Consider the following 5,002-nt stretch of genomic DNA (forward strand, 5'->3'; position numbering starts at 1 on the left):
CCGCAGGCCTGCGCGCCGCCGGCCAGCGCCCGGCGCAGCAGGAAACCGCCGACCGAGGGCTGCCCGGGGCTCGCGAGGCAGGCGCGCCGCTCCAGACGCAGGCGCTGGCCCCATTCGAGCAGGCGCAGCTCGCCGGCCGGATCGACGCGCACGTGGCTGTCGGTGCCGATGCCGAAGCTGCCGTTCAAAGCGCCATATTCGGTGGCCGGGAACAGGCCGTCGCCGAGATCGGCCTCGGTGCTCGGGCAGAGCCCGGCGACCGCATGGCTGCCGGCGAGGCGCGCCAGCTCCGTCGCATCGACGTGCGTGGCATGCACGAGGCACCAGCGCGCATCGACCGGCGCGTGCGCGAACAGCCAGTCGAGCGGCCGGCGCCCGGACCAGGCCAGGCATTCGTCGACCTCGCGCCGCTGCTCGGCGATGTGGATGTGGATGACGCTGGCGCGCGGCAGCGTCTGGAGCACCGTGCGCATGTCGGCCGCCGCGACCGCGCGCAGCGAATGCAGCGCGGTGCCGGTCACGAAGCCCTCGCGCGCGCCGTGCTCGCGCACGCGTTCGAGCAGGTGCAGGAAGTCATCGACGCCGATCGCGAAGCGCTTCTGCGCGCCGGCGACCGGGCGCTCGCCGAAGCCGCCGAGGCGGTACAGCGCCGGCAGCAGCGTCAGGCCGATGCCGGTCTCGCGCGCCGCCGCGACGATGCGCAGCGCCAGCTCCGCCGGATCGGCGTAGGCCCGGCCCCGGGCGTCGCGGTGCAGGTAGTGGAACTCGGCGACCGCGGTCCAGCCGGCCTTCAGCAGCTCGATGTAGACGCGCCGCGCCAGCGTCTGGATGTCCTCGGGGCTCAGGTGCGCGACCAGCGCGTACATGCGCTCGCGCCAGCTCCAGAAGCTCTCGTCGCGGCGCTCGGCACGCTGGGCCAGCCCGGCCAGCGCGCGCTGGAAGGCGTGCGAGTGCAGGTTGGCGAGCCCCGGCAGCACCGGACCGGCGAGGACTTCGGCGCCTTCGGCCTGCGCCGGCGGACAATCCGGCTCGACCCGGCCGAGGCAGCCGTGCGTGTCGACTTCGAGCAGCACGCGCCGGGCCCAGCCCTCGGGCAGCAGGGCGGCGGGAGCGAGATAGCGGTTCATGGCGATTCTCCTTGCGGCTGGCAGCCGGACCCGGTCCGGAATGCACGGGCGGGGGTGCGGGGGCGCGCCGCGGGTGCCAAGCTGCCTGTACCTGCATGGCATAGCCCATCCTGGCACTGCCGGAGGTCGCCGAATGCAAACCCGTCACGATCCGGACCGACTGATCCGCGCCCCGCGCGGCCCCGGGCTGCGCTGCCGCAACTGGCAGGCCGAAGCCGCGCTGCGCATGCTGATGAACAACCTCGACCCCGAGGTCGCCGAGCGCCCGTCCGAGCTGGTCGTCTACGGCGGCATCGGCCGCGCCGCGCGCGACTGGAGCTGTTACGACCGCATCGTCGCGACGCTCGAACGCCTCACCGACGAGGAAACCCTGCTGATCCAGTCCGGCAAGCCGGTCGGCGTGTTCCGCACCCACGCCGAGGCGCCGCGCGTACTGCTCGCCAACAGCAACCTCGTGCCGCACTGGGCGAACTGGGAGCACTTCAACGCGCTCGATCGCGCCGGGCTGATGATGTACGGGCAGATGACCGCCGGCTCGTGGATCTACATCGGCTCGCAGGGCATCGTGCAGGGCACCTACGAGACCTTCGCGGCGATGGCCGATGCGCACTTCGGCGGCGAGGCGCGCGGGCGCTGGATCCTGACCGCCGGCCTCGGCGGCATGGGCGGCGCGCAGCCGCTGGCGGCGACCATGGCCGGCTACAGCCTGCTCGCGGTCGAATGCGACCCGGCCCGCATCGAGGCACGCCTGCGCACGGGCTACCTCGACCGCGCCGCGGGCACGCTCGACGAGGCGCTGGCGCTGCTCGATGCCGCACGCGCCGCCGGCACGCCGGTCTCGGTCGGCCTGCCCGGCAACGCCGCCGAGGTGTTTCCGGCGCTGCTCGCGCGCGGCGTGCAGCCCGACATCGTCACCGACCAGACCTCGGCGCACGACCCGCTGCACGGCTATCTGCCGGCCGGCTGGACGCTCGCCGAATGGCAGGCACGCCAGCAATCCGGCCCCGAAGCCGTCATCGCCGCCGCCTGCGCCTCGATGGCCGTGCAGGTGCGCGCGATGCTCGGCTTCCGGGCGCGCGGGGCGGCGGTCGTCGATTACGGCAACAACCTGCGCCAGCGCGCGCTCGATGCCGGCGTCGAGGACGCCTTCGCCTATCCGGGCTTCGTGCCGGCCTATCTGCGGCCGCTGTTCTGCCGCGGCATCGGGCCGTTCCGCTGGGCGGCGCTGTCGGGTGATCCGGCCGACATCGCGCGCACCGACGCGCTCGTGCGCGAGCTGATCCCCGGGGATGCGCACCTGCACCGCTGGCTCGATCTCGCCGCCGCACGCATCCGCTACCAGGGCCTGCCGGCGCGCATCTGCTGGGTCGGACTCGGCGACCGCCACCGGCTCGGGCTCGCGTTCAACGCGCTGGTGCGCAGCGGCGAGCTGAAGGCGCCGATCGTCATCGGCCGCGATCACCTCGATTCCGGCTCGGTCGCCAGCCCCAACCGCGAGACCGAAGCGATGCGCGACGGCTCCGATGCCGTCTCCGACTGGCCGCTGCTGAACGCGCTGCTCAACTGCGCGAGCGGCGCGAGCTGGGTCAGCCTGCACCACGGCGGCGGCGTCGGCATGGGCTACTCGCAGCACGCCGGCGTCGTCATCGTCTGCGACGGCAGCGCGGCCGCCGACCGCAGGATCGCGCGCGTGCTGTGGAACGACCCGGCCACCGGCGTCATGCGCCACGCCGATGCCGGCTACCCCGAGGCCATCGCCTGCGCCCGCGCCCACCGCCTCGACCTGCCGATGCTCGGCGGGGACGAAGCATGAGCGCCCTGCCCTATGCCGAGGCGCTGTGGCTCGGCGGCCCGATCGCGACGCTCGCACCCGCCGGCGACGATCCCTGGGGGCTGCTGCCGGACGGCGCGATCGCGGTCAGCGACGGGCGCATCGTCTGGGTCGGCGCCGCCAGCGAGCTGCCGGGCGGCTTCACGGCCGCCGAGGTCCACGACCTCGGCGGGCGCTGGCTGCTGCCGGGGCTGATCGACTGCCACACGCATCTGGTCTGGGCCGGCTCGCGCGTCGAGGAATATGAGCGGCGCCTCGCCGGTGCGAGCTACGAGGACATTGCCCGGGCCGGCGGCGGCATCCTCGCCACCGTGCAGGCGACGCGCGCCGCCGATGCCGGAGCGCTGTACGCCGCCGCCGCCGCCCGGCTCGCCGATCTCTGTGCCGACGGCGTGACCACGGTCGAGATCAAGTCCGGCTACGGCCTCGATGTCGGGACCGAGCGCCGGCAGCTCGAAGTCGCGCGCCGGCTCGGACAGGAACAGCCGGTCAACGTGTACACGAGCTTCCTCGGCGCGCACGTCGTACCGCCCGAGTACAGCGGTCGCGCCGGGCTGTGGATCGCCTTCCTCGCCGATGAGCTGCTGCCCATGCTCGCCGCCGACGGCCTGGTCGATGCGGTCGATGCCTACTGCGAACCGTTCGCGTACACGCCCTCGCACTGCGAGACCCTGTTCGCCGCGGCGCGCGCGCTTGGTCTGCCGGTGCGTGTGCATGCCGAGCAGCGCTCGCGCTCGGGCGGGGCGCGCGTCGCGGCACGCTTTGCGGCGCTGTCGGCCGATCACCTCGAATACGCGGATGAATCCGACATCGCCGCTCTCGCCGCCGCCGGCACGGTCGCGGTGCTGCTGCCCGGAGCCTTCCTGATGCTCGGCGAGCGCCAGGTGCCGCCGCTCGCGGCGCTGCGCCGCCACGGCGTGCCGATCGCGCTCGCGAGCGACCTCAATCCCGGCACCTCGCCGCTGCGCTCGCCGCGGCTGGCCGCCGCGCTCGGCTGCCAGCTCTGGGGCCTGACGCCGGCCGAGGCGATCGCCGGCCTGACCCGCCACGCCGCGCGCGCGCTCGGGCTCGCCGCGACGCACGGCACGCTGGAACCCGGCAAGATCGCCGACTTCTCGATCTGGAAGGTCGAACACCCCGCCGAACTCGCCTACTGGCTCGGCGGACAGATCTGTACCGGGCGCGTGCTCGCCGGCCGCCCCGTAGCCGCAGAGGCCGACCGATGTCTTTCGATCCCGTCTACGACCTGATCCCCGGCGATCAGCCGCTGCTGATCAGCATCCCGCACGGCGGCACCCGGATCCCCGACGCGCTGCGCCCGAAGCTCGCGCCGCTCGCGCAGGCGCTGCCCGACACCGATCACCACGTGCCGCGGCTGTATGCGTTCGCGCCGGAACTCGGCATCGGCGTGCTGGCGGCGCGCTGGTCGCGCTACGCGGTCGACCTGAACCGCCCGGCCGACGACGCGCCGCTGTACGAATCCAACACCACGACCACGGGGCTGTTCACCGACGAATGCTTCGACGGCAGCCCGCTGCTGCTGCCCGGCGAACGGCCCGATCCGTGGCTGCGTGCCGACATCCTCGACGGCATCTGGCGTCCGTATCACGCCTGCCTCGCGCACGAGCTGGCGCGGCTGAAGGACCGCTTCGGCTACGCGCTGCTCTGGGACGCGCATTCGGTGCGCAGCGTGCTGCCGCGGCTGTTCGAGGGCCGGCTGCCCGATCTCTGCCTCGGCACCAACGACGGCCAGAGCTGCGACCCGGAGCTCACCGCCCGGCTGGTCGGCATCTGCGCCGCCGCGCACCGCTACACGCAGGTGCTCGACGGCCGCTTCAAGGGCGGCTGGATCACCCGCCACTACGGCCAGCCGCACGCGCACGTGCATGCCGTGCAGATGGAACTGTCGCAGGCCACGTACATGGACGAGGACGCGCCGTGGGCCTTCCGCGAGGACCTCGCCGCTGACCTGGTGCCGGTGCTGCGCACGCTGCTGGAGACGATGCTGGTCTGGGGACGGGAGCGCTACGGGGCTTCGTCATGA

Annotated in this window: 4 protein-coding genes; 3 read left to right on the top strand and 1 reads right to left on the bottom strand. The window is 73.6% G+C overall.

Annotated elements, in window-relative coordinates; all coding sequences use genetic code 11:
* A partial coding sequence (locus tag PKE44_RS14905; RefSeq protein ID WP_324552572.1) for a formimidoylglutamate deiminase occupies positions 1 to 1,127 on the bottom strand: 1,127 nt, incomplete at its 3' end.
* 133 nt (positions 1,128 to 1,260) lie between these two features.
* On the opposite strand from PKE44_RS14905, the gene hutU reads away from it, so the two are divergent.
* From hutU to hutG, 3 genes are read left to right on the top strand one after another with little or no spacing between them, the layout of a single operon-like run.
* On the top strand, positions 1,261 to 2,940 hold the full coding sequence (gene hutU / locus PKE44_RS14910; RefSeq protein ID WP_324552574.1) for a urocanate hydratase: 1,680 nt from the start codon (positions 1,261 to 1,263) through the stop codon (positions 2,938 to 2,940).
* Positions 2,937 to 4,208 (top strand): imidazolonepropionase, encoded by a 1,272-nt coding sequence (gene hutI, locus PKE44_RS14915; protein ID WP_324552576.1) that lies wholly within the window; start codon positions 2,937 to 2,939, stop codon positions 4,206 to 4,208. The genes hutU and hutI overlap by 4 nt, the downstream gene beginning before the upstream one ends.
* Positions 4,181 to 5,002, top strand: a complete 822-nt coding sequence (hutG, locus tag PKE44_RS14920; protein WP_324552578.1) for an N-formylglutamate deformylase — start codon at positions 4,181 to 4,183, stop codon at positions 5,000 to 5,002. The genes hutI and hutG overlap by 28 nt, the downstream gene beginning before the upstream one ends.

The organism is Plasticicumulans sp., assembly GCF_035331805.1.
Lineage (GTDB): Bacteria > Pseudomonadota > Gammaproteobacteria > Competibacterales > Competibacteraceae > Plasticicumulans.